The sequence below is a fragment of the Mycobacterium sp. genome (assembly GCF_035506235.1).
Lineage (GTDB): Bacteria > Actinomycetota > Actinomycetes > Mycobacteriales > Mycobacteriaceae > Mycobacterium.
This window is the reverse complement of record NZ_DATJPU010000076.1, coordinates 53,984-76,751: the sequence shown is the minus strand read 5'-3', so window position 1 is coordinate 76,751 and position 22,768 is coordinate 53,984. Positions and strand designations below refer to the sequence as shown.

The window sequence follows — 22,768 nt, the reverse complement described above, 5'->3', positions numbered from 1 at the left end:
CCGGCGTGGCCGCTGAGGGCGGCGTGGCGGCCGACCAGGTTCACCAGGTCGACGGCCGGCACGCCCAGGATCGCGCACGTCAGGCCGTCGTCGAGGCTGGCTATTAATGAGCTGATCAGGCCGCCGAGGGAGATGCCGTTGACCCCGATCGCCGCGCCGGGCTGCTGGGCGCGGACCCAGGACAGCAGGCGCCGGATGTCCCAGACCGCCTGGGCGGTGCCGTGAACGTCGTCGAGGACGTCCTCGCTCGGGAATTTCGGTCCTCCGCTTGCGCGGGGGCCATGCAGGGGCAGGACCGGGAGCACGACGTTGAGGTCGAGGTCTCGGTAGAGATGCCAGGCGTTGAACAGCATCGGGTCGAGCGCCGCCCGGCCCATTTCCGCGCCGTGGATGCAGACCAGCCACGGTCGTGGCCGGCGGTGCCGGAACAGCAGGGCGTATTCGCGGTTGTTGCCGGTGTAGGTCAGCCAGCGTTCCCGACCGGGTTCGCCTTCGTGGGGCGCATAGCCGCTGTCGAAGAACAGCCGCTCGAAGTTGCGTCCCATGTTGCTCACGCGCTTGACGGTGACGTCGGTCAGCGGTGGGGGCGGGGCGAAAAACCCCTCGGGATTGTCGAGCCAGCCCTTGCTGGCGTAAAACTCTTGTGCCGCAAGCACTTCGCGGTCGATGCGTTCGAGTGTTTTCGCGTCGGGGGCGTGGCGCAGCAGGCTGAAGCCGGCCAGGAGGATTTCGTCGCGGAACGCCTGCGCCGCGAGCGCGATGGTGGGCCGGGCCACCGGAAGCTCGTCCGGCTGGCGGTCCAGGTAGGTGCCCCAGGAGCGGGCGTAGAAGCCGCCGGTCCGGGTGAACGGTCCCAGCACCTGCGCCAGTGGGTTGGCGTTGTGCCCGTTGTCTGGCATCTAGCCTCGCCTGGTTCCTGGCGTGAAGGTGACCGGCAGCTTGCCCAGCCCGGTCATGCTCGGGTTCCCCAGGTATTGGTGCACGTTTTGGAGGTCGACTTGGTAGTCGGGGACGCGGTCGAGCACCGTTTTGACCATCACCTCGGACATCAGGCGCGCCAGGTGGGATCCGATGCAGCGATGCGGCCCGAGCCCAAAGGCGAGGTGGCGGTTGGGTGTTCGGTCGAGGATGATCTCGTCGGGCTTTTGGAATTCTTTTTCGTCGTGGTTGGCGGACAGCCAGCTGATGACGACGCGGTCGCTTTTGCGGAGGTGTTGGCCCATGAGCTCGACGTCTTTCGTGACGGTGCGGCTCAGGGTTTGGTTGACCGAGAAGTAGCGCAGGAATTCGTCGGTGGCGGTGCGGTAGAGCTCCGGGTGGTCGATGAGTTGCTGGCGCAGCTCCGGGTGGGTGCCCAGGTGCAGCAGGGTCAGCGCGGTCTGCGAGGTGGTGGTGTCGACGCCGCCGCCGATGAGGTTCCAGAGGATGTTGAGCAGCTGTTCGTCGGTGAGGCGCTGGCCGTCGAACTCGAACTGGATGAGGAAGCTGGTGAGATCGTCTTCCGGCTTGGCTCGTCTGGCGGCCGCGTACTCGAGGACGCCTTGCATCATTTCCGGGACTTTGGCGATGGCTTCTAGGTACTGCGGGCTGTCTTGGGGGACGGCCATGACGGAGTGGAAGAGGGTGGCGTAAAGATGCCAGTTGTCATGGGGCAGGCCCATCAGCTTCATGGTGAGGATGGCCGGGACCGGGCTGGCGTAGTCGAGGACGAGGTCCATGTGGCCTTCTTCGATGTTCTGATCGAGGAAGTCATGTGCCAGTTGTTCCATGAATGGCTTTAGTTTCTGGACGGCGCCGGGCGAGAAGAACGGGGCCAGGGCATGCCGTAGGGCCTGGTGGTACGGCCCGTCGACCTCGCCGATGCCCAGGGCCGGCTGGCCCTCCGGCCGCGGGACACCCATCTCGCCCTGGTAGTTGACGCCATCTTCGGCGTTCGGATCGTATTTGTGGGCGAAGGTGTCGCCATCGCGGGCGGTTTGGCTCACCGCGTCATAGCTGCTGAGAAACCAGAATCCGTCGTAGTTCTCGTTCCAGGCGACGGGGCATCTTCGTCTCAGGTCGGCGTTGATGGCCAGTTCGTCGAAGTTGAACTGGTCGGAGTGGTGGTCGAAGTCGACTATTGCGTCGGGGCTGACGTCGGGACGGGTTGTCATCAGATAAGTCCTCCACCGCGACGAGAGCTCGGCTTTCTACACTATCTTTGCATTATTACGCTCTTGGGCTCCGTCGAGAAAGGCCGCGATGAGTAGTCACCGGACCACCTTCAACCATGTCGGATTGTGTGTCTCCGATCGCGAGCGGTCGCGGCGGTTCTACGAGGGTGTGCTCGGATTTCAGTTCTGGTGGGAGCTTGAACCACCCGACGGCCCCACCGCCCAGCTTGTCCAGCTTCCTGAGCCGCTCGGGGTGCACGCGACCTACTTGGTGCGCGACGGGTTTGTGCTCGAACTCATGGACTACTCGAAGCGTCAAGTTCATGTCGGGTCGGAACGCGTCATGGATCAGATTGGGCTGACGCACATTTCGTTTACGGTGTCCGATCTCGCCGGCGTGTTGAAGAAGGTCGAGGAGTTTGGGGGAGCGGTGGTCGAGGAGACGGTGACGGGCGCGATGGCGATGATCCGCGATCCGGATGGGCAGCTGCTGGAGCTGCTTTCGGATGCTTGGCTGGCGGCATTGCCACCTCGACCGTAGTGCATATTCTTCAGCGCGCTTTGTGAAAAGAAGCTTGAGTGCACTCCACGGCACCAGCCAAGTCCGTTCACAGTGGCCACATCAGTATCAGCAAGGCGGCCTGCATACGAGCCGCGAAAGCGATATCACAGACGCTATCGCTTTCGAAAGTCGCCTAATGGTCAGGCGCGTCCTGTGCGGTCCCACGGGTTGCTCATAACCACGGGACGTCTGATGGGCCTGGATCAAGGCTCGGCTGGCTGCGAGTGGCTGAGCCATTTGGGCAAGCAACGGTGACGCCGCCGTGCTATCCGCTCAGGCGAGCAGTCCGCGGATGTCGTCGGCGGTGAGGGCCGAGCCGAAGGCGTTGCCGTCGTCGATCACGCTGGCGAACAGCTTGGCTTTGCGGGCGTTGAGGGCCATTACCTTGTCCTCGATGGTGTCGTGGGCAATCAGCCGGTACACCATGACGTTGCGGGTCTGGCCGATGCGGTGTGTGCGGTCGATGGCCTGGGCCTCGGTGGCCGGGTTCCACCACGGATCGAGCAGAAAGCAGTAGTCGGCCTCGGTGAGGTTCAGCCCGAACCCACCGGCCTTCAGGCTGATCAGGAAAACTGGTGCGTTGCCTTGCTTGAACCGCTGTATCGTGCTCGCCCGGTTGCGGGTTCGCCCGTCGAGATAGCAGTAATCGATGCCCTCGGTGACGAGGCGATCGCGGACCCGGCTCAGGAATCGAGTGAACTGGCTGAACACCAGCGCGCGGTGTCCGCCGTCGACGACGTCGCGGAGGTGCTCGGCGAGCGCGTCTATCTTCGCGCTCGCCATCGCGTCGTGTGCGGGGTCGACGAGCCCGGGATGTAGCGCCATCTGCCGCAGCACGGTCAGCGACTTGAGGATCGTGAACCGGTTGCGCTGCATGTCATCGAGTAGGCCGAGCACCTTTTGGCGCTCTCGTTGTAGTCGTTTGGTATAGAGGGCGCGGTGTCGGGGCGGCAGCTCGATGTCGAGGACCTGCTCTTGCTTTGCCGGCAGCTCGGCGGCCACGTGCTCCTTGGCCCGGCGCTTGACCAAAGGCTTGATGCGGCGGCGGAACAGCGCCAAAAGCTCGGGGTCACCGGTCTTTTCGATCGGTTTGGCGAAGAAGTCGGCGAACTTCGTCGGGTGGGGGAACAGCCCGGGCGCGGTGATCGACAGCAGCGACCACAGCTCCATGAGGTTGTTCTCCATCGGCGTCCCGGTGATTGCGAGCTTGAACGGCGTGGCCAGCCTGCGCGCGCACTGGTAGGTCTTGGCCTGATGGTTCTTCACGTATTGGGCCTCGTCGAGGATCAGCCCGGACCACGCTCGGGCGGCGTGGGCGTCGAAGTCCAGCCGAAACAGCGTGTACGAGGTGACCACAATGTGCGCACCCGTCGCCAGCTCGTCGAGGTCGGCGCCGGAACGGCGCAGCGTGTCGAAAATCGGCACCACCGACAGCTCGGGAGCGAACCGTGCGGCCTCAGCGGCCCAGTTCGCCACCACACTGGCCGGGGCAACCACCAGAAATGGCGCCATGTCCGGATTGTATTCGCGCACTTGGCAGATCAACGCCAGCGACTGAACGGTCTTGCCTAAGCCCATGTCGTCGGCGAGGATTCCGCCGAGCCCGTGGGCGTACAGCGTCGCAAGCCACGAGAACCCATCGGCCTGATACGGCCTTAGCTGAGCGTGCAGGCTGGTCGGCACCGCTGCCGGTTCCAGGCCCTGCAGGGCGCGCAGCCCGTCGACTTGGCGTCGCCACTCGTCGGCCTGCCGCGTCACGACTCCGATCTCGGCCAGCTCGTCGAACAACCCGATCTGGAATCGGCTGATCCGGGGTGACCCCTCTTCGGCATCGGTAAGCGCGCGGGCCTCCTCGATGAGCTGGCGCAACTTCACCAGCTCCGGCTTGTCCAGCGCGAAGTAGGCACCGTCGGCAAGCAGCAGGTGCGATTGCCCGGAGGCCAGCGCGGTGAACACGCTGACGAATGGAATCTGTTTGCCCTCAATGCTGATCGTGACACCCAGGTCGAACCAGTCCGTCTCGCCGGACACCGCGTCCGTCGTCACCGCGATGACGAGCGAGCTGCCCGCCTCCCGGTAGTCCGCCGGGTTGCCGATCACTTCCAGTGCGACATCCGGAAGCTCGGCGAGCAGCGGCTGAATTTCGGTGGCGAAGCGCATTGTCTCCAGGCCGGCCAGTCGCGCTCCGGGGATGAGCGTGCCGTCGGCGGCGCGGAGCCCCAATTGCTCCAGCGGCGCCTCGATGCTCGACGCGAGCGCGTTCTCCGCCCCGAGGTCGCGGCACGCGAGGTACTCCGATGTGCCAGCCGGTGCACGAAAGTCCTTGTCGGCTAATCGGTATGCCCATTCCCACATCAACTCGAGCTGGTGCTCGTCTTGATACTCGGCCCGCAGGACCAATGTGGGCCCGACGAGCTGGGGCGGCGTGAACGACTCGTCCGAAGACGTGACGGCCGCGACGTGCCGCAACCTCGCGTAGTACTCCACGGCGAACCGCGGTGCCTCGTCGGCGGGTATGACCAACGGCTCATCACGAAGCGCCATGCGCTGCAACGCCTCAGGCGCCGGCTTGTCCAGTCGGGCCAGCCGCAACCCGCCGTCGGCATACACCACGCCATGCCCCGACGAACCGATGAACGCCGCGGGCCGTGCCGTCGTGCCGTCGACGCGAAGCACGGGCTCGACGGTGAGGTCGCCCGTCTCGTCGGCGGTGACGTCTAGACATAACTGCGCCGTGGCGTACGTCGGCACATCCTGTTGTGGCCGGGCCTGCAGCAGCCGCACCCCGACCCGGCGGGCTTCGTCCAACAGCGGCCACAGCTGCGGAGAGTCAAATCGCAGCAGTGAGACCGTCTTCACGTCGCCGTAGGTATAATGGCCATACGAATAGCGGTAGTAGCCAGCGGAATTCGAGCCCGACGCTTGGTAGGTCGCATAGAGCTCTTGCAGCAGCCGAAGCTGAGCGTCGGGATAACCACCGTTGCGCAACATGTGCAGCTTGCCCCAGCTCAGATTGCCGGCCACCCAGCCGCCGCGCTTACCGGGCCGCACCAGCCGCGCGTCGAGAGCCGGCGACGGCCCGCTCAGCGACGGGCTCAGCTCGATCGCCAGTGGCGTCCCGATGCGATCGTTCGTCGGGGCCGGGGGAAGCAGCGCGTCCAGCGACTGCCGCCATGGTGGGGGAGGAGGTGCTTGACGGTGGGCAGGTATTCCTGTGGGCGTCGAGGCGGCGATGACGACGGCCGCGACATGCTTACAGTTCACCTGCATCGGGCAACTACAGGACCCGCTTTCGACATTCCACGCATCGGCGTGTGTTGCTAGAAGCCGCACCTTGGTCATATAGGTGCGGTTGCCGCTGCCGCTAACACCGCCGAAGAGGCTGTGCAGCCCTGGGTCCCACACGCAGCTCAGCACCCGGCCATCCAGCGCGTAAGACATGCCACGGCGCCAGGTATCGGCGTCAAGGACGTCGACAGTGCTGTTCAGGTCAATCGACGGATACATCAATGACTGCATGGCCGTACCGTAACGATGCGGTCTGACAAGTTGGCCGAACCACGCCGCGCGATTGGAACACGAGGTGGAGGTTTGCGTTTTCGGTAGATGCCGTCGCGCTGGCGAGTCACATCAGTCACAGAAGTCCCCGCCAGTCCGGGTTATCGCTGTGCCCGACTCGCAGCGACTGTGTACCGGCTCGGCCAGAGATTAATGGGCGGATGTGACTGCCGCAGGCCGGGGCGCAACTCAGCCTCGTGAGCAAGACACTCGTCGTTGGTTCAGATCTCGGCGAGCATGCCGACGCGGGGGAGCAGGGATCGGGCCGAGGCGCCGACGGTGGCGTATCAGCCAGGTGTCTCGCGTGCGACGAACTCGTCAAGCACCTTTCGACAACTGATGTGGCATACTGATGGCATGAATCGCATACGGCTGAGCACGACCGTGGATGCCGAGCTTCTTGGCGCCGCGCGGGGCGCGCGGTCGGGGATCACCGACGCCGCCCTCATCGACGAGGCCCTCGCGGCGTTGCTCGCCCGACACCGATCCGCCGAAATCGACGCCAGCTATGCCGCCTACGACGAGCACCCGGCCGAGGAGCCGGACGAGTGGGGCGATCTGGCATCGTGGCGGCGGGCGGCGGGCGCCTCGTGAGTGCGCTGCCCGCTCGCGGGGAGGTGTGGTGGTGCGAACTGGCTGAAATCGGCCGTCGCCCAGTCGTCGTGCTGTCCCGTGATGCGGCGATCCCCCGGCTTAGGCGTGCCCTCGTCGCGCCGTGCACGACGACCATCCGGGGACTCGCCAGCGAGGTTGTGCTCGAGGCGGACTCCGACCCGATCCCGCGTCGTTCGGCGGTCAACCTGGACTCGGTGGAAAGCGTCTCGGTCGCGGTCCTGGTCGGCCGACTTGGCCGGCTTGCTGACGTTCGGATGCGTCAGATCTGCGGAGCCCTCGAGATCGCGGTTGATTGCGCCGGCTGATCCGTCGCGGCCGCGATCGCCATCGAGATCGTCGCAATCGGCGCCGTGTCGGCGGTGAACTGTCGGGGCAATCCGCTAACCTGCCCGCCGTGGACGAGGGTCTCTACGAATCGCTGTTGACCGAACCGTTGAGTCGGGTGCTGGCCGCGCGAACCGATCTGCGCGCCGACATCGAGCCGGTCGCCACATTCAGGTCCATGACACCGGAAGCCTGACGACAACGAGCTAGACGCCATAAACAAAGTGCGAGGCGTCCGTTCGCAACCATCGCCTTGGAAAACTGATATCCAGCCGCTCGGTCTGCTTGTATCCCGACCACGTCGGCACTCCGGCGGGCTGCACGCGGTAAATGCCCAGCGCCGCAGCCAAGACCCGGTCGTGCTGAGTCGGCCACTGAATCTGGGATGCGATCTGCTCCAACACCGCTTGGTCGCGGTCCAGCACCCGATCGACAATCGACACCGCCGGTAGTGCACCACTCTTGTCGCCGTTGCAGCGGGCGCACGCCAGCACGAGATTGGCCAGGCCGTCGATACCAACCAGGGACCACGGCAGCACATGATCGACGGGATTGTTCACCGGCAGATGCGTCCCGCAGTAGAAGCAGTGCGGGCCGAACGCCTCCTTGAACGACTCGCGCACGGTGGCCAGGGCGGTGCGCTCGCGGCCGAACAAGTGGCCCGCGACATCGGGAACCTCCGCGTCCAGAAACTTATTTTTCCGGCGCACATCATCAACCTACATGATCTCCAGCGCCGGCTTAAGAAGCCCGGCCAGGCGCGCAAGACCTTGCGCAACACCGGGTTTCAGCTCGATGGCGTCACCGTGCACGCGCAACGTTGATCGCGACACGTGGTCGTGCAGAAACGAGTCGTCGTACAGAAAAGGATCGCTCGTCGATGAGCCCGGCAGTTTTTGCAGCCGATGCAAAGGCTGCTGCGCGAGGCAAAGGGTAATTTCATCGATGGCGCTTCGGTATGCGGCTGGCGCGCGCAGCTTGGCGATGTCCACCGACACACCACTGCGTGTAACCCCCGCAGCGTCACGTAACGCATTGGTGGCGATCAGGATTCGTGCGCGCGGTTGTGTGGACTGGCGCAATTCGTGGCCGTCGAATGGGCGTACCTGCTGCCAGTAGATCTCCAGCAATCGATGCGCGAGATCGGGAATCGGGACCCGCAGCATATCGCCGGGCCGCTCGGGCATGTTCTCGATGCAGTGGTCGATCAATCCCATCAAGGTGGCCAGCTTGCAGGTGGCGGTGCGCAGGCCGGTCTCGAGCAGTTGACAATCGGATGCGTTTCCGCGGTCGGTCGTGCTTGCACACATGAGCTACCCCGAGTCGGGGGACTGCCGCCGGAGTCAGCGACGCAATCATCGCACTGCGCGCAGCGAGGTGGGAGTTCGTTTCGGCTACCGGCCAAATCGTGCAGTGACGCATCGACCAACCGAACGCGACCCTCGGGTACATCAGCCCCCGGCTGAGACAAGAACCGATCCGTCTCGGTTGTCTAGCCGCGCTTACCGCGGCTCCTCGTCGGCGGATGGCTGCATCGGTTGCCAGCGGCCCTCAGGTTGCGCGAGGCGGTCGGCGATCACGTAGAGGGTTTCGAGGCTGTGTCCGTATCCACAATGGCTGCCATGGACTTCGATGTTTTCGGTGCGCGACGCGGGCAGGCTGGTGCAGCACTGCCAGGCCACGATCCCGTCGGATTTGCTGTAGATGCAGGTGGTCGGCACCGTCAACGGCTGCTCGCGCCTGATGCGGCCAGCTTCCGAGACGACCGCGGTGGCGCTGCGTCCCCGGTTGAGCAGCCGCCACACGCGCCAGGCGTGGTTGGTACGGTGGTCGCCGCGGAACGGGGAACCCAAAGTGATCACCGACCGCACATCATCGGGGAATGCGCGCGCCAACTCGCGGGCATAGATGCCGCCCGCGCTCCAGCCGATAATGCTGACCCGCCGTCCGTGGCGCGACCGTAGCTGGTGAAGACGCGCCGGCAGCTGGTCGTTCATGCTGGGCCGGTACCCGAGGTTGACACCGAGTCGCCAGTCGTGAGCGTGATATCCCAGCTGGCGCAGGACGCTGCGCAGGAACTGCGTTGATCGCGCACCGGCCAGAAAACCAGGAATCACCAGCACAGGGTGTCCGTCGCCGTGGGGCCAACGGGCAATCACATCGCGGGAAAGCTGCGCCAACAGGTATTCGGGAATGGCCCGCAGTTCTCCCGCGCGCAGCCGGTTGCCCGGAGCAGTCGCGCCAACGGCATCGGGCACGCCATCGGCTTCGGCTGCTCGATCAAAAACAGAGGACATCGTTGTCTCCTTACTCCACGCGGTCGCCGGCGCGTCACGACTAGCATCCCACTCACAACCTGGATCATCACCCAACTCGATGACGCCGTCGGCGTCATCCTCGGTGTCTCACAACCCCAACACGGAGGACGGGCAGCGCATGAAAGCGGTGCGATTCGATCGCTACGGCGGCATCGACGTCCTCGATGTACGCGAGGTTCCCCGCCCGCAACCTGACGCCGGTGAAGTGCTGGTCGAGGTGAAGGCAGCCGGCATCAACCCAGGCGAAGCGATGATTCGCCAGGGTGCGTTCGACGAGATCTTCCCGACGACATTTCCATCCGGGCAGGGCAGTGATCTCGCCGGTGTCGTCGCCGAGGTCGGCACCGGGGTCGATGCCTTCTCGGTGGGCGACGAGGTGCTGGGTTTCACGAACGACCGAGCCAGCCACGCCGAATTCGTGGTGGTGCCCGCCGATCAGCTCGCGTCCAAGCCCCCGGCAGTGTCATGGGAAGCCGCAGGGGGCCTGTTCGTCGCCGGCACCACGGCATACGCCGCGGTCCGCTCGGTCGCATTGACGCCCGGTGACACCGTCGCCATTGCCGGCGCCGCCGGCGGGGTGGGCACGATTGCCGTGCAGCTGGCCGAACGCACCGGCGCGACCGTGCTCGGCATCGCCGGCCCGTCCAACGACGAGTGGCTGGCTGCGCACGGCGCGATCCCCGTCAATTACGGCGATGGTCTCGCGGACAGGCTGCGGGCGGCCGCACCTGACGGCCGGATCGACGCCTTCTTGGACTTCTTTGGCGGCGGCTACGTCGAATTGGCCGTGACCGAGCTGGGCATCGCCCCGCAGCGCATCGACACGCTCATCGACTTTCCGGCGCTGGAGCGATTCGGGGTCATGTTCGTCGGCAATCAGGATGCCGCCGACGCCGGGGTGTTGGCCGAGCTCGCCGCACTGATCGCCGCCGGCGAATTGGAAGTGCCTATCGCCGAAGTTGTTCCGCTCGACGAGGTTCAGCGCGCATACCGCACCCTGGAACGGCGCCACACCAGGGGCAAAATCGTCCTGCGGCCCTAGCGTTGCCGAGCGCGAGCCGTTTCTTGCTCGGTGGTTCCCTGCGGCACAACAGGTTTCGTTCGCATGCGGATCCTGGCGCGGGCGCTCTGTATGCACGGTTCGTGATGGTTCTGGCGCTTCGATGGTGGCGAACGCCGGCTCATTTCGTGTCGTCGATGAACAGCGCCATCGACGCGGTAAATCCGTGCAACGCGTTGCGGCCCGCGATGGGGCCGATCTCCCCGGCGGCGAAGAAACCGGCGAGCGGAATCCCGCCAAGCAGTTCCTCGATCGTCGACGCGTCATGGTCTACAACCCCGAACATCCGTCGCCCACGTCCGTTGCAGGTGAACAACAGCGCGCCAATCGGACGCCCGGGCAGCGCCGCTGCCTCACGCTCCACGGCCAGGCGCAGGTCCTTGTCGGCCCCTGTCGCGTCACGGACCTGGAACTGTACGGTCGCACCGACCTCGACGACATCGCCGATCTCGATCGCCCCGGTCGATTGGTCGGCACCGAGCAGCCCGCGGATCAGGAAGTCGCCCTGACCTGGAGCCGCCAGGTGCTCGTCGACGACGATCCCGACCTGTAGGCCGTGGCTGACCAGTTCCTGCTCGCCGGGCGGCAGCCCCTCGACGATCTCACGCAGGCGCTGCAGCGGCGGTCGGCCGCCCAGTTCGGTGATCACTGCGCCGTCCACGCCTGTGACGATGTATGGGTCGCCGATCGGACGGCAGCCCTGCGACACGATCGGGACAGCGTGCACGCCGGGCAGGCGCACGCCCACGAGGCCGGAGGTGAGCACGCCGTGGTCGCGGAACAGCCGGGTGTCGCCCGGCCCGCGACCACCGCTCACCACGCCCCCCACCACGGTCGTTCCCGACAGGTCGGTGTTGAGGTGCTCGATGAGCAGGCTCGACGGGAACGTGTACGGGTCCGGCAGCAACAGGTGCAGATCGTGCGCGGTCCGGTCGAACCGGTAACCGGTGATCAGGCCACCCGAGCCGGTGCGAACGAAGTCAAGGTGGAACGTCTCGGCGGCCACGCCGGAAGCCAGCCACACCGCTACCGCGGGCTCGTCCTCGATCTCGCGGCGGCCGGCGACGATCGCCTGGGCGACGCAACCGATCAGCGCGGGCGCCTCGACCATCCGCTGCACCGCGTCGAGGACGTCCAGGGCCTTGTCGGTGTGTGACCGCGATCCGAGGAGCACGGCCAGCGACGGCGCCTCACCCGCGAGCTCGTCGCGCGCGTGCGCTGTGGCCTCCACCGCGGCCTGCCGCGCGTCGGGCGCGGTGGAAACCCCAACTCCGATCCGCACTCCTCAATGATGCGCCCTTTACCGGTACGTGGATGGCGTTAGATGCTTGTCAGGCCGAACCTGTGGCGCAAGCTGAACCCGGATTGCAAGTGCAAGTCCACGAAGGGCATCGATGAGCCGAAGGGGCGAAACCACCATCGCGGTGACCGATTTGCACGCCGTCGGGCACGGCGTGGATCGCCCGGAACACGTTGTGGTGGCTGGTGATGGTCGGGTGTTCGCCTCCGATAAGGCCTCAGCTGTCGCAGAACTGATCGATGAGAACACCGTTCGGCGAATGGGGCAGGCGGGCGGCGAGCCGAACGGGATCGCGCTCGACCGCGACGGTCACTTTCTGATCGCCAACTGGGGCCTGGGTGTGCTGCAGGATCTCAATCCGGTGACCGGCGCGATCACGACGGTGCTCGGCGGACAACTCGAGGAACGCCCGCTGCGATGGCTGAACTTCGTCCTGGTGGATTCCGTTGGGGCGTTGTGGTGTTCGGTGAGCACGATGGCAGACGACCTTCTCGATACCATCGCGTGGGGCACCGCCGACGGGTTCATCTTCCGCGTCGCACCCGATCGCCAATCGGCGCACGTGGTCGCCGACGGGTTGAGCTTCCCGAACTGCATGGCGCTGGATCGCGACGAGGACTATCTGTATGTGGTCCGCACAGTAGCCGCCGACGTGGTGCGGTTTCCGATCCGGGGCGAAACACTCGGGCCGCCAGAGCGATTCGGCCCGCCGCAGGGGGACCGGCGCCCTGACGAGTTCGGCCCCGACCACGGCCGGTTCCTGGCCGACCCGCAGGTGGGCCGCCGGTGGGGGATGGCCGACGGATGCGCGTTCGATGCCGATGGAAACCTTTGGGTCACGCTCGTTTTGGCGAACAGGATCGTGGCGATCAGCTCGGACGGACAGGCGCAAACGGTACTCGACGACCCCGACGGCGCGTCGTTGAGCGGCCCGACCAGTATCGCTTGGGGTGGGCAGGACATGCGTGATGTCTACATCGGTTCGATCGCGACCCTGTACGTTCTCAAGGGCAGAAGCTCGGTGCCAGGTCTACCGATGGTCCACCAGCGCTAGCTCGACGGTCCCGGTCTCATGAAGTCGGGCAGCGCGTCGTTCGGGTTGGGCGGGATCTTTGATTCGGGCAGTCCCCATAGCTGCTGAATGGTGGCACCGCCGTCGACGACGAGTGTCTGACCGGTGATACGGGCGGCCAGCTCGGAGGAGAGGAACAACGCGGCGTTGGCGATGTCATGCGCGCGGGGCGCGGCCAGCGGATTGATTCCGTTGACCGCGTACTCGTTTGGCGGTTGGTCCTCGTTGCCGGAGCCCACATTGCCCGGCGCGACCGCGTTGGCGCGAATGCCGTAGCGCCCCAGTTCGTCTGCGAAGGTCTTGACGAGCGAGATGACGCCGGCCTTGGCGGCGCCGTAGGCGGCATGGTAGGTCGCCGCCGCAATGCCGTCGACCGAGGCGATGGCGACCAACGACCCACCGCTGCGCTGGGCGATCATGTACCTCCCAACGGCTTGGAAAAGATAGAACACCTGGGTCAGGTTGTAGTGGATCGCCGCGTCCCACAACTGGGTGGTGAAGTCCTCGACCTTCGACCACGTCGCACCCCCGATGATGTCGACGCAGACATCGACACCGCCCAGAGCCGCGACGGCTTCGTCGATCGCCCGACCGACCTGCGCGGGGTCGGTCATATCGGCAACGATCGGGACGGCATTGCCTCCCCTGCCGACGATCTCGCCGGCAATGCGATCCGCGCGCTGCTCGTCGATGTCGATACAGGCCACCTTGGCGCCCGCCTCGGCGAGTGCCAACGACGTGAACCAGCCATGGCCCGCACGCTCCGGGATGTAGCCCGCACCCGACACCACGGCGCGCTTGCCGGACAGTCCCAAATCGATCACGGCCGACCTTCCATTGCGTGCCAACCAATCAGCCTCGGAGCGGTGCTGACCGACGGCCGTACCGGTGGAGTATCGAGACAGCCGCGACGGGTGTCAATGAGTCGACCTGACGACCTGATGCTCCGGCGCGGCTTGACAGCGAGTTGTCAACCCGATGAAGCATCACGACTCTCAGCAGCTGCCGCGGTCGTCAAGGGAGCCATCTGCAACTCGCGGTTCACGCTGACAGCGTCCATGTCTCACCGGTGATACACTGTCGCCATGGAGTCAGTAACCGTGCGGGACCTCCGAAATAGAGGAGGAGAGGTGCTGGACCGTGTGGAGCGCGGCGAACGTGTGATCGTCACCCGGGACGGGCGCGCGATCGCCGAGTTGCGCCCGCTGCCCCGCCGCAGCGCCAGTGCTGTTGAACTGATTGAACGCAGGAAAAGGTTGCCTCGCGTTGACCCCGACATGCTGCGACGTGACATCGACACCGTGATCGATCCAACGCTGTGAACCCTGAACGGGCGTCGAGAGGGATGCTCGACACATCAACGGTGATCCTGCTTGGACGCATCGACAACCCCGCAGATCTGCCCGACGAAGTCGCGATCAGCGCGATCACATTGGCCGAGCTATCGGTGGGGCCGCATGTCGCCCCTACCGACGATGAGCGTGCGGCACGCCAGGCGCATTTGCAGCAGGCGGAATCGGACTTCGACGTGCTGGTGTTCGATGCAGAGTCTGCGCGCGCATTTGGGTCAATTGCCGCATCTTTACGAGCGTCCGGCCGAAAGCCGGCGGCTCGCGCTTATGATGCATTGATCGCCGCTAGTGCCATTGCGTATGGCCTGCCGCTATACAGCTGCAATCCGTCAGACTTTGACGCGATCCCGCGCCTCGATCTACGAACCGTCCCGCACCCCGATCACGGCAAGCCGTAAGTCATGTTCACCGCGACCGCGACCGGGCGGCAACTCGACGAGGCGCTGATCCCCGCCGGGGTCGCCACCACCGTCGTCAACCGCCGAGCTCCACGTCGGTGTGCTGGCCGCGACACTTCCGAGATCACGGCACAACGCCTCGCGACACTGGAATCCGTTGCGGATATAGAAACGCCGCCAGTCGATGACGAAGCGGCCCGAATGTGAGCGCGGCTACGGATCCATCTCGCCGAAACCGGTCGGCGGGTGCTGACCCGCCGTCAAATGACGACGACTGCGGGGCCTCTCCACGGCGCCGCAAACCCACGGCGCCAACGCGGGTTACGGCAGGGACGACGTGTCGAGATACAGCATCAATAGCGCTCGTTGTCGCGCAACTCGCGCAGCAGTTGGGCGGCCTCATGGTCGGTCTTCACCAGTCCGGATGGACGTGGCGCCGGTCCGCTGAGGGTGGCGGATGAAGCCTTCCCGCGCTGATCATTTCGGTTAGGGGATTTTCCTGGGCCGGGATCAGGCGGGCCACGACGGCTCCGCGTTCGGTGATGTCGATTTGCTCTCCGCGTTTGACCCCAGCGAGCACTCCGGCAGTGTCTTGGTTCAGCTCACTCACCGGCACCTCGGACATGCCAACAATTGTGCTACGCATTCGCAGGGTACAGGGGTAAATGAGCGCTGAGCGCCGAGCTAGGCTTCAATGCGCAAAGCCCCGCAGGATCCCGGTCACCCCAACTTCCCAGCGCCGGTTCACCGACGCCTTCGACTTGCCCAGCCAGCGGCCACCCTCCTGAAGCGCCAAACCTTGTGCCAGAGCGAGCAATACGTGCGCGATATCGACCGGGTCGCCGGTGAGCAGTCCGGCATCGGTGCACCGCTTGATTCTGCCGACGAAGATCTCTCGCACCGACGGCGACGCCGCGAGTTCCTCGGGGTCGGGGTCGAAATCCTGGAACGGTCGCGAGAACATCACCCGAGCCAGCGCCGGGTAGTCGAGACAGAACCGGCGAAACACCGGAATGAGCCGCTGGACGTCGGCGACCGCGTCGTCGGTCTCGGGTACGGCGAGCAGCCGGCGGCCGAGCATCCCGAATCCCTCGAAGAACACCGCGCGCAGCAGCCCGCGCTTGTCCTGGAACAACTCGTACACCGCGGGCACCGAGGTGCCGGCCTGCGCGGCCACGCGCCGGGTGGTGAACCCCGACAGACCGTCCTCGTTCAATGTTGAGACCGCGACCTTCAGCAGTTGGTCGCGAAGCTCTGGGGTGCGCTGCTTCGGCCTGGGCATCCGGTTCTACTGGACCCCGAATTCGGCTGGCAGTGCGTCTATTCCGGCGCGAAGCTCCTTGAGCGCGTCGGCACGGGCGCGCAGCTTGCTGGCCGCGTGGGCGACGGGATCGAGCTTGGTGAATTCGAGGGCGGCCTCCTGGGCACGACCGAGCACCCGCTCCGGCAGGTCGATCTCGTCTATGAATCCCGCGGCCAGGGCGGTGGCGCCGAAGAACACCTTGGACAGCCCGGCTGACTGCTGGTAGGCCGAGGGCGTGAGGCGCAGCTTCATGATCGCCGAGGCCGCGTGGGGCAGGACGATTCCGATGGCGACCTCATTGGCCTGAATGTTGTATCCCGGTGCGGCGATTCGGTGATCGCCGCTGCACAACAGGAAGGATCCCATCGCGATGGCCGGGCCGGTGCACGACACGACCACAGGCTTCGGATAGGACAGCAGCCGGTACGACAGTTCGAACCCGCCCCTGAACATGTCGATCGCCGGCTGCAGCTCGCCGGCGGTCAAGATCTTCAGGTCAAACCCACCGCTGAAGACCCGGTGGTTGCCGGCGATCACCACCGCGCAGACGTCGTCGCGATCGGCGTCGTCGAGCGCCTCGTTGAGCGCCTGCAGCATGGTCGGCCCCAGCGCGTTGGCCTTCCCGTCGTCCATCGTGATCAGCGCGATGGACTCGTCGCGACGATAGGTGACCGGTCCGCTCATGATGCTCCCTCGGCCTCAGCGCAGATTGATTTGTATCGACGTTACGAAACAAGGTTACAAAATGCAAGAGCCGATCTCAGCCCGAGCCGGTTCTGGCTTGGTCCCGCTGACCCGGCACGACTCGGCTGTGACGGCTTTCGCAAAGTCCGGTGCTTCGGATGGCAGCCGGAGGAGATGCTGGTGGTCAAGAATCGGCGAAAGTCGTTGCGGCTCAGAGGAATGAGCGGAGAAACTCGAGGACCTCGTCGGTCTTGGCGAAGCCGCCGAGATGGCTCTCGCCTGGGCGCAGGATGAGCTCGGCGTCGGGCAGATGCGAGACCGCCGCTTGGGCGGCGGCTAGGGGCACCAGAGGGTCGGCGTCGCCGTGCCACCACCGCACCGGCACCTCCACATCAGCTAACCGGAAACCCCAGTCCCGCCCGAACAGGCGGACATCGTCGATCACGGCCTGGCAGCCGCCCTTGACGACGAGAACGATGTCATCGACGAACACGGCCTCCATTTCTGGGTCGGCGAACACACGTTGGTCGCCCTCGGGCTGAATGCTGGAGTAGGCCCGCAAGACGTAATGGGAGAAGGGGATGAGGGGCGCCAGTACCCCTAAACTGAGCGCTGCCAACGGTCGGCGCAGCTCCGACAGCATCGGTTCGAAGCGGCGGGCAAGGTCGTCGATGACGCCGGTGGCGGCCTCGGGGCCGACCGATGGGACTATGCCACCCAGCACAGCCACGGCGGACACGCGAGTAGCCAGCGGGGGCACCGCGCCGCAGGCCAGGGCGTAGGGCCCACCGCCGGAGAGGCCCACGACGCCCAGTCGATCGGCGCCCAGCGCGTCGGCTACGTGTGCGATGTCGGTGGCCCAATCGGCCACCGCGGCGTAGGGGTGCGGAGCGGACAGACCCGCGCCCGGCCGCTCCACGACGACAACGCGCAGGCCGAGCTTCTCGGCGGCGCGCCGACCCAGCAGCGGGAATTGGCGCCGGGCGCCCGGCGTGCCGTGGCACCACAGCACCACCGCGCCCGAGGGGTCGCCGTACTCGGCGAAGCCAAGCCGGCGACCATTGGGCAGGTTGAAACGGCCTTCCTCGCGCGGCTTTTCGACGCGTGCTACGCGGAAGGGATGTCGCAGCGGGTTGCTCAGTCCCATCGGTCTTTGGAAAAGAATAGGCGCTTGCGAAGATCGCCAAAACCTCGAGCATGGCAGGCGGGCAATTCGCATGGTGGACCGCTTGCGGTGACTAGTGTGACGGATGTGACCAACGCCGGCCCGATGCGGACCCACGGCAGTGGCCGATGGTTCAGCAGGAGGCGGCGGGTTCCTCGAGTCCGGCGCTGCCCGCCTGACGTTCAAAGTCCTTGCCGTGGTCTACCTCTGGCCCTTCGTCGGCGCCTTTGTCCCGAAACGGCTCTACCAGCTGTGCGCCCACCCAAACGAGCCCTCGGCCGAAGGCCACCAGCGCATGGCCCGTGGTGGTTCCAACCGCCTCAATGGTGGCGAAGGCGGCATCGAACACGCTCGGAATGTGGAAGTCCTCCCAGGTCTCGACCTGGTGGTGGCGGGCCTTCGCGAAACGGTCGAGCTCGTCGCGCACGGCGCACCGTTGCTCGGCCAGCTCTCGCACCGAATTGAAGCGGAACCCATCGATGGCCTTGTACTTGCCGGACCGGTCGAGGATTTGCTTCGCGGTCCCGTAGATGTCGACGTCTTCGCGAAAATGATGGTCGACGAGCTCGCGAGCCTCGTCGATCGCTCGCAGCAGCTCCTCCGGTTGCTTCGCCTCGATTCGCGCGAGGTTCAGCCGCTGCCATTTGTGCAGCGCCTCTTCGGCGATCACCAGCAGGCTCAACGTGTCACCAAGCCGGTTAGCGTTCACCGCGTTTCGCAGCTTCTCCGCGCGCTGCTGCACGGGCAGGTCGTGATCGAAAGACGTCAGGACGCGGCTGACATGGTTGCGCAACTGCTCGACGGTGACGTTGAGCGCCGGCCCCAGGACGGCCACCGAATCCCAGTACGCATCGGGTAGCGACCCGTACTTTTCCAACGAGTCGACCATCCGCGAAATCGTCAGGTTGTTGCCCAGCACGTCGCCGGCGCGCTGTGCCCGGGCGACCTCGAGCACCGATTCGACTTTGTCCTCCACACGACGGACGGCGTCCTCCACCTGAGCGACCGCGGAAGTCAGCGCCATCTGCACCGCGATCATCTGGGCCGACACCATCGCTTCCGGGCCGAGCCCTGCCGGTCGCCACTGAAGGGGCGCCAGGAACTGGCCGGCATCAGCGCTCGTCACCAACCGAAAGAAGCCGTCGCTGAGGGGAACGACATTGCCATCTTTCAACGCGTCCAGGCTGTCGCGATGCAGCTGCACGTATTTGCCGGAGTCGGCCAGCACCGAGGCCAGCCCGGCGAGCTTGCCAGCCGCGTTGGCGAGCGAGGCGCCGTCGATCCCGGAGACTCGCATGGCGTGCCCGGCGATCGCCCGCAGCCGCGTCAGATAGGACTCGACAGCGGCAGGGTCACCGCCCAGCAGCAGGGTTTCGTCGTGGAACGACACCACGACCTCGTCGGTATCGGCCGGTGCCGACGCATCGAACATCTCGGATGTGCTCACGGCGCCCCCAAAAATCCGTCGGCATGCACGCAAGCAGGCCGAGAGTGAGCAGGTATTTGTCGGATGCTGAGTGCGGACGTTACACGCATGTTTCCGCTGGAACCCTCCGCTTCGCCGTCTGTTGGGGAGGAATTCACCGAGACCACAAGGGGACCTTGTCCTCTGCCCGTATCCCGGCCCGGGGTGGAAACTCGGGTACCTGCTTCGAAGAGGAAGTTCCCGATGATGTGGACCAGTCCATCCGCCATCCCGTTCTCCGTCTGGCGGAAGATAGCCATGGCCACGTGGCGGCCGAGGAAAGACCCGATCATTTGGGCGACGATCGATATCGAAGCGGCCCGGCTGCTCGAGTACCTGCGCCTGGTCCGCGAGGCAACGGGCCAGCACGTCACGCCCATGGACCTCGTCGGAAGGGCTGCGGGCAAGGTCGTCGAAGCGCTGCCGGGTCTTAACGGCCGGGTCGTGTTCGGCAGCTTCCTGCCGTCTCCGACCGTCGACTGCTTCTTCGTGGTATCGCTGCGGACGGACCTCGTGTCCGGAGCCGAAGCCGCCGGCACCGATCTGTCGGGCACCGTTGTGCGTCGCATCAACGAGAAACCGCCCTGGGTGATCGCCAAGGAACTCGCTGATCATGTCGCACGCATTCGCCACAACGAAGATCCGCAGTTCAAGCAGAGCAAGGCGATGGTCAAGGGGCTGCCGCCGTTGCTACTTCGTCCTGTGATGGATGCGCTCGGGTTCGTCACGGAAAGCCTTCAATTACCCATTCCGTTGCTTGGGCTGGAAGCTCGCCCCTATGGCTCGATACTCGTGAGCAATGTCGGCACCTACGGCCTCGACACGGCAGCTGCCCCATGGCCAACTTTCTGCCACGTGCCCCTCGGGATCATGATCGGTGCCGTGACCGACAAGGTGTTGGCGCTGGGCGGTCAACCAGTCGTGTGTCCGGTGCTGCCGCTATCGATCGGCCTGGATCACCGGTTCATCGACGGCTACCAGGCGGCGACGATGGCCGGCATCTTCCGCGCGTACCTGGCCGATCCTGCCGCATTCGATCCGGTGCCCAGGACAAGCTCGCCCCGCACGGGGCAGCGTGCGTCCCTGGGGTTGAACGGCAAGAGGCCGGCGACCGTGCCGAGCCGGTCGAAGGCCAAGACGCAGCGCCACGCTTAGGGGGAGGCCATGACTGCATCACCACAACCAACGGGTTGGTTTCCCGATCCGAGTGACGCGGCAATGGCCCCGCCGCATCCGAAGGACGATCCGTTCTACTCATACACCGGCAAAAAGCCGCTGGCGGACATCTTGCCGGGAACGGTACTGAAGACTCGCAGCGTTCCCTACCACATATCGGGTTTGCCAACGTTGCTCGAGACCACGCAGCTGCTGTACCGGTCGACGAACCAGACGAAAAACCCGACCGTCAACGTCACCTCGGTCATCAAGCCGCGGGAACGGCGGGACAAGACGAAGGTGATCTCCTATCAATCCGCCTACGACTCGCTCAACCAGAACGACGAGCCGTCATACGCGATCTCGGGCGGCCAACCCACGCTTGCCGGAGTCGTCCCCAACGTCGAGCTGGGGGTCTTCGGTCCGTTCCTCGCCGACGGGTACACGGTCATCGTCCCCGACACTGAGGGCCAGCGCGCGGACTTCGCCGCGGGTCCCGGGTACGGAATGAACACGCTCTATTCGATCCAGGCCGCGTTCAACTCGTCGGCCATCGACAGCCACGCAAGGGTTGCGATGCTCGGATACTCCGGCGGTGCGCTCGCCACCGAGTGGGCCGCCGAATATGCCCGGACGTACGCGCCCGAGGTCAACAAGCGCCTGATCGGCGCGGCGATGGGCGGCGTGCTCGTCCACCCGGCGCACAACCTGCACTACGTCGAGGGCAGCACGATCTGGGCCGGTGTTATGGCGATGGCGCTCGTCGGCATCGCGCGTGCGTTCCAGATCGATTTCACGCCGTATCTCAGTGACCGCGGCATCAAGATCTGCAACGACATACAGAGCGCGTCGATCGTCGACGTCCTCGGCCGGAGGTACGCGGGCCTGAAGTGGAAGGATCTGGCGAAACCCGAGTACCCGACTCCCGAGAGCATCCCGCTCTACGTCGAGACGGTCAACAAGCTGATCATGGGCACCGGCGGTACGCCGACGATCCCGCTCTTCATCGGCCAGGGCGCCGGCGGTGCACGTGAGGGCACGCCGGGCAACAAGCCGGGCATCGGCGCCGGCGACGGCGTGATGATCGCCGGCGACGTGCGCACGCTCGCCCGCGATTACTGCGCGGCGGGCAAGACGATCCACTACGAGGAATACGGCGCGCTCAGCCACATCTTGAGCCTCGCGCTCTGGCTGCCCAACTCGATCGCCTGGATCAAGCAGCGCTTCGCCGAATCTCCTCCGCCGCAGAACTGTTCCTCGATCCGGCCGGGCAACCCGATCAAGCCCATTCCGGTTCCATAGGAGCCCCGGCGGCAAATTGAGGGCTGTCCGCCTCGCTGCGGATGTGGAACGATTCGGCAAATGAAGGACGACGATCCCGAAAAACGGATCCGCGAGCTGGAACAAGAGCTTGCCGACGTCACGCGCACCCCGCAAAGCGCGCCGCCGTATACGGGAGGCGAGACATCTACGGGTGGTTCGACCTACACCGGCGCTGCGACTTACCCGGGGGGTGCCCCATACGGCTTCGGCGCCCCGCCGCCGCGGCGCAAGAAGCCCTACCCGTGGTTCCTCGTCCTCATCCTGCTGGCGGTTGTCGTGCCGACCGTCATCAGCCTCGTGATGTTCTTCGTCAGGTCATCCACGGGCAGTTCGATCTCGCGAGGCAGCGGCGCCAGGACGACGTCCGCCGGTCCCAGCGCCGTGCCGCAAGGCGGCGAGCTCCGAGTCAGCGGCAACTCGGAGACCAGGACGATCGCCTGCAACGACGGCAATCTCGTCCTCGCCGGCTACAGCAGCAAATACACCATCACCGGCCACTGCGCGAGCCTCACGGCGGGCGGCTACGACAACAATGTCACCGTCGACAGCGCCGACACCGTCGAGTCCACCGGCTACGGCAACACGGTCATCGACAAAGCCTGCAACAACGGCAATCTGAAACTGTCGAGTTACGGCATCGATTTCACGGCCACCGGCCACTGCGCCAGCCTCGCGATCTCCAGCTACAACAACAAGGTCACCGTCGACAGCGTCGACGCCATCACCGTCTCCGGATACCGCAACAACGTCACCTACCACTCGGGCACGCCGAAGGTCACCGATTCGGGCGACGACAACAACATTCACCAAGGCTGAATCGGTGACGACGGCGACATCGTGAGCCTCGGCGGCGGTGAGTTGCCGGTTGATCAATGCGTCGGGGAGGCGGTGCCGGTGTCAGTCATGCTGGCAACGCTAACGCCCAGGCAGCGTTCCAGTAATAGCATTGCTAGATTTTCTA

General features: G+C 65.4%; 21 protein-coding genes and 3 pseudogenes. 12 read left to right on the top strand and 12 right to left on the bottom strand.

The genetic code is table 11. The features are described from left to right. Both VMD50_RS07165 and VMD50_RS07160 read right to left on the bottom strand, forming a co-directional pair. Positions 1-899, bottom strand: an 899-nt coding sequence (locus tag VMD50_RS07165) for an alpha/beta hydrolase (RefSeq protein ID WP_325426245.1), incomplete at its 3' end; no start/stop codon positions are given. After that, complete coding sequence (locus tag VMD50_RS07160; RefSeq protein WP_325426243.1) at positions 900-2,153, bottom strand: cytochrome P450; 1,254 nt, start codon at positions 2,151-2,153, stop codon at positions 900-902. It lies immediately after the preceding gene. Positions 2,154-2,241: 88 nt separating this feature from the next. Between VMD50_RS07160 and VMD50_RS07155 the strand changes: the two genes are divergently transcribed. Continuing rightward, complete coding sequence (locus tag VMD50_RS07155; RefSeq protein WP_325426242.1) at positions 2,242-2,694, top strand: VOC family protein; 453 nt, start codon at positions 2,242-2,244, stop codon at positions 2,692-2,694. A 294-nt stretch (positions 2,695-2,988) separates the two neighbouring features. On the opposite strand, the gene VMD50_RS07150 is transcribed toward VMD50_RS07155, so the two are convergent. Continuing rightward, positions 2,989-6,234, bottom strand: a complete 3,246-nt coding sequence (locus VMD50_RS07150; protein WP_325426240.1) for a DEAD/DEAH box helicase — start codon at positions 6,232-6,234, stop codon at positions 2,989-2,991. Between the two features lie 378 nt (positions 6,235-6,612). Here VMD50_RS07150 and VMD50_RS07145 point away from each other — a divergent pair. From VMD50_RS07145 to VMD50_RS07135, 3 genes and pseudogenes are all read left to right on the top strand, one after another. After that, positions 6,613-6,867 (top strand): annotated as a pseudogene (locus VMD50_RS07145) (type II toxin-antitoxin system antitoxin MazE5); the annotation flags it as partial. Further along, positions 6,864-7,193: a type II toxin-antitoxin system PemK/MazF family toxin gene (locus VMD50_RS07140; protein WP_325426238.1), complete on the top strand. Its 330-nt coding sequence runs from the start codon at positions 6,864-6,866 to the stop codon at positions 7,191-7,193. The pseudogene VMD50_RS07145 and the gene VMD50_RS07140, both read left to right, overlap by 4 nt. Before the next feature lie 89 nt (positions 7,194-7,282). After that, positions 7,283-7,408, top strand: a complete 126-nt coding sequence (locus tag VMD50_RS07135; protein ID WP_325426236.1) for a hypothetical protein — start codon at positions 7,283-7,285, stop codon at positions 7,406-7,408. 10 nt (positions 7,409-7,418) lie between these two features. On the opposite strand, the pseudogene VMD50_RS07130 reads toward VMD50_RS07135, so the two are convergent. Then, a pseudogene (locus tag VMD50_RS07130) lies at positions 7,419-8,522 on the bottom strand (HNH endonuclease). Between the two features lie 192 nt (positions 8,523-8,714). After that, positions 8,715-9,584, bottom strand: coding sequence for an esterase/lipase family protein (locus tag VMD50_RS07125; RefSeq protein WP_325426234.1), 870 nt, complete (start codon positions 9,582-9,584; stop codon positions 8,715-8,717). Between the two features lie 64 nt (positions 9,585-9,648). On the opposite strand from VMD50_RS07125, the gene VMD50_RS07120 reads away from it, so the two are divergent. Beyond that, a complete protein-coding gene (locus VMD50_RS07120) occupies positions 9,649-10,572 on the top strand; it encodes an NADP-dependent oxidoreductase (protein WP_325426232.1) in 924 nt (307 codons plus the stop codon). 139 nt (positions 10,573-10,711) lie between these two features. Here the strand turns inward: VMD50_RS07120 and VMD50_RS07115 are convergent, their stop codons facing one another. Further along, a complete protein-coding gene (locus VMD50_RS07115) occupies positions 10,712-11,872 on the bottom strand; it encodes an FIST signal transduction protein (protein ID WP_325426230.1) in 1,161 nt (386 codons plus the stop codon). A 112-nt stretch (positions 11,873-11,984) separates the two neighbouring features. Between VMD50_RS07115 and VMD50_RS07110 the strand changes: the two genes are divergently transcribed. After that, on the top strand, positions 11,985-12,944 hold the full coding sequence (locus VMD50_RS07110) for an SMP-30/gluconolactonase/LRE family protein (RefSeq protein ID WP_325426228.1): 960 nt from the start codon (positions 11,985-11,987) through the stop codon (positions 12,942-12,944). Here VMD50_RS07110 and VMD50_RS07105 read toward each other — a convergent pair. Beyond that, entirely contained in the window at positions 12,941-13,786 is an 846-nt protein-coding gene (locus VMD50_RS07105) for an SDR family NAD(P)-dependent oxidoreductase (RefSeq protein ID WP_325426226.1), read from the bottom strand. The genes VMD50_RS07110 and VMD50_RS07105 overlap by 4 nt on opposite strands. Before the next feature lie 261 nt (positions 13,787-14,047). On the opposite strand from VMD50_RS07105, the gene VMD50_RS07100 reads away from it, so the two are divergent. From VMD50_RS07100 to VMD50_RS07090, 3 genes and pseudogenes are all read left to right on the top strand, one after another. Further along, on the top strand, positions 14,048-14,284 hold the full coding sequence (locus VMD50_RS07100) for a type II toxin-antitoxin system Phd/YefM family antitoxin (protein ID WP_325426224.1): 237 nt from the start codon (positions 14,048-14,050) through the stop codon (positions 14,282-14,284). 23 nt (positions 14,285-14,307) lie between these two features. After that, on the top strand, positions 14,308-14,712 hold the full coding sequence (locus VMD50_RS07095; protein ID WP_325426222.1) for a type II toxin-antitoxin system VapC family toxin: 405 nt from the start codon (positions 14,308-14,310) through the stop codon (positions 14,710-14,712). A 3-nt stretch (positions 14,713-14,715) separates the two neighbouring features. Further along, positions 14,716-14,916, top strand: a pseudogene (locus VMD50_RS07090) (PIN domain-containing protein); the annotation flags it as partial. 208 nt (positions 14,917-15,124) lie between these two features. On the opposite strand, the gene VMD50_RS07085 reads toward VMD50_RS07090, so the two are convergent. The 5 genes from VMD50_RS07085 to VMD50_RS07065 form a co-directional block, all read right to left on the bottom strand. Beyond that, positions 15,125-15,337, bottom strand: a complete 213-nt coding sequence (locus VMD50_RS07085; RefSeq protein WP_325426218.1) for a type II toxin-antitoxin system Phd/YefM family antitoxin — start codon at positions 15,335-15,337, stop codon at positions 15,125-15,127. Positions 15,338-15,403: 66 nt separating this feature from the next. Beyond that, complete coding sequence (locus VMD50_RS07080) at positions 15,404-15,994, bottom strand: TetR/AcrR family transcriptional regulator (RefSeq protein WP_325426216.1); 591 nt, start codon at positions 15,992-15,994, stop codon at positions 15,404-15,406. A gap of 6 nt (positions 15,995-16,000) precedes the next feature. After that, positions 16,001-16,699, bottom strand: a complete 699-nt coding sequence (locus VMD50_RS07075; RefSeq protein ID WP_325426214.1) for a crotonase/enoyl-CoA hydratase family protein — start codon at positions 16,697-16,699, stop codon at positions 16,001-16,003. Between the two features lie 211 nt (positions 16,700-16,910). After that, the gene (locus VMD50_RS07070; RefSeq protein ID WP_325426212.1) at positions 16,911-17,846 is read right to left on the bottom strand and encodes an alpha/beta fold hydrolase; all 936 of its coding nucleotides are present in this window, start codon (positions 17,844-17,846) and stop codon (positions 16,911-16,913) included. Between the two features lie 151 nt (positions 17,847-17,997). Further along, positions 17,998-19,296: a hypothetical protein gene (locus VMD50_RS07065; protein WP_325426255.1), complete on the bottom strand. Its 1,299-nt coding sequence runs from the start codon at positions 19,294-19,296 to the stop codon at positions 17,998-18,000. Between the two features lie 237 nt (positions 19,297-19,533). On the opposite strand from VMD50_RS07065, the gene VMD50_RS07060 reads away from it, so the two are divergent. From VMD50_RS07060 to VMD50_RS07050, 3 genes are read left to right on the top strand one after another with little or no spacing between them, the layout of a single operon-like run. Continuing rightward, positions 19,534-20,484, top strand: a complete 951-nt coding sequence (locus VMD50_RS07060; protein WP_325426210.1) for a 2-oxo acid dehydrogenase subunit E2 — start codon at positions 19,534-19,536, stop codon at positions 20,482-20,484. A 9-nt stretch (positions 20,485-20,493) separates the two neighbouring features. Next, positions 20,494-21,786 carry a lipase family protein gene (locus VMD50_RS07055; protein ID WP_325426208.1) on the top strand — a complete coding sequence of 431 codons (1,293 nt, stop codon included), beginning with the start codon at positions 20,494-20,496 and terminating at the stop codon, positions 21,784-21,786. 60 nt (positions 21,787-21,846) lie between these two features. Beyond that, entirely contained in the window at positions 21,847-22,623 is a 777-nt protein-coding gene (locus VMD50_RS07050; protein WP_325426206.1) for a DUF3060 domain-containing protein, read from the top strand. Positions 22,624-22,768: the final 145 nt, after the last annotated feature.

Bases quoted from the DNA above. Each gene is read 5' to 3' on its own strand.
- VMD50_RS07110 (WP_325426228.1), top strand. From the start codon at position 11,985: ATGAGCCGAAGGGGCGAAACCACCATCGCGGTGACCGATTTGCACGCC.
- VMD50_RS07085 (WP_325426218.1), bottom strand. From the start codon at position 15,337: ATGTCCGAGGTGCCGGTGAGTGAGCTGAACCAAGACACTGCCGGAGTG.
- VMD50_RS07160 (WP_325426243.1), bottom strand. From the start codon at position 2,153: ATGACAACCCGTCCCGACGTCAGCCCCGACGCAATAGTCGACTTCGAC.
- VMD50_RS07100 (WP_325426224.1), top strand. From the start codon at position 14,048: ATGGAGTCAGTAACCGTGCGGGACCTCCGAAATAGAGGAGGAGAGGTG.
- VMD50_RS07070 (WP_325426212.1), bottom strand. From the start codon at position 17,846: ATGGGACTGAGCAACCCGCTGCGACATCCCTTCCGCGTAGCACGCGTC.
- VMD50_RS07075 (WP_325426214.1), bottom strand. From the start codon at position 16,699: ATGAGCGGACCGGTCACCTATCGTCGCGACGAGTCCATCGCGCTGATC.
- VMD50_RS07095 (WP_325426222.1), top strand. From the start codon at position 14,308: ATGCTCGACACATCAACGGTGATCCTGCTTGGACGCATCGACAACCCC.
- VMD50_RS07055 (WP_325426208.1), top strand. From the start codon at position 20,494: ATGACTGCATCACCACAACCAACGGGTTGGTTTCCCGATCCGAGTGAC.
- VMD50_RS07050 (WP_325426206.1), top strand. From the start codon at position 21,847: ATGAAGGACGACGATCCCGAAAAACGGATCCGCGAGCTGGAACAAGAG.
- VMD50_RS07065 (WP_325426255.1), bottom strand. From the start codon at position 19,296: ATGTTCGATGCGTCGGCACCGGCCGATACCGACGAGGTCGTGGTGTCG.
- VMD50_RS07060 (WP_325426210.1), top strand. From the start codon at position 19,534: ATGATGTGGACCAGTCCATCCGCCATCCCGTTCTCCGTCTGGCGGAAG.
- VMD50_RS07150 (WP_325426240.1), bottom strand. From the start codon at position 6,234: ATGCAGTCATTGATGTATCCGTCGATTGACCTGAACAGCACTGTCGAC.
- VMD50_RS07120 (WP_325426232.1), top strand. From the start codon at position 9,649: ATGAAAGCGGTGCGATTCGATCGCTACGGCGGCATCGACGTCCTCGAT.
- VMD50_RS07080 (WP_325426216.1), bottom strand. From the start codon at position 15,994: ATGCCCAGGCCGAAGCAGCGCACCCCAGAGCTTCGCGACCAACTGCTG.
- VMD50_RS07155 (WP_325426242.1), top strand. From the start codon at position 2,242: ATGAGTAGTCACCGGACCACCTTCAACCATGTCGGATTGTGTGTCTCC.